At 75.7% G+C, this 544-nt stretch carries 1 protein-coding gene; it reads right to left on the minus strand.

Annotated features, from left to right (window positions below):
* The coding region (locus tag L6Q96_23570; GenBank protein MCK6557526.1) for a glycine cleavage system aminomethyltransferase GcvT at positions 1 to 476 on the minus strand (476 nt) is incomplete at its 3' end.
* Between the last annotated feature and the right edge of the window lie 68 nt (positions 477 to 544).

The raw sequence follows: 544 nt of genomic DNA on the forward strand, positions 1-544 counted from the left end.
AGGGGCGCCAGCACGGCCGCTGCAGCGGGGCCCTGGAGCGCGAGGAGCGCGGTCTCGGCGCTGCGGTCCGCCGCGCTGACCCCGTCGCCCGCGTGGCGCACGACCCAGCGCCAGTCCTTCTCGACGTTGGCGGCGTTCACGCACAGCATGAAGGCGTCGCCGGCGAGGCGGTAGACGGTGACGTCGTCGACGATCCCGCCCGCCTCGTTGCAGAGCAGGCCGTAGCGCACGCGCCCCGGCTTCAGGGACGCCACCGGGCAGCTCACGAGCCGCTCCAGCGCCGCCACGGCTCCCGGCCCGCGCAGGTGGAGCTGCCCCATGTGCGACACGTCGAAGAGGCCCGCGGCGCTGCGCACCGCGGCGTGCTCGGCGAGGATGCCCGCGTACTGCACCGGCATCTCGAAGCCGGCGAAGGGCACGAGCCGCGCGCCGAGCCGGCGGTGGAGCTCGAAGAGCGGGGTCCGGAGCAGGCTCAAGGCGCGGCGCCGGGGCCGGTGCGCGCCCGGAAGGCCGCCAGGGTGTTGCGCAGCAGCATCGTGATCGT

Source organism: Candidatus Binatia bacterium (assembly GCA_023150935.1).
In the GTDB taxonomy this organism is placed as follows: domain Bacteria; phylum Desulfobacterota; class Binatia; order HRBIN30; family HRBIN30; genus JAKLJW01.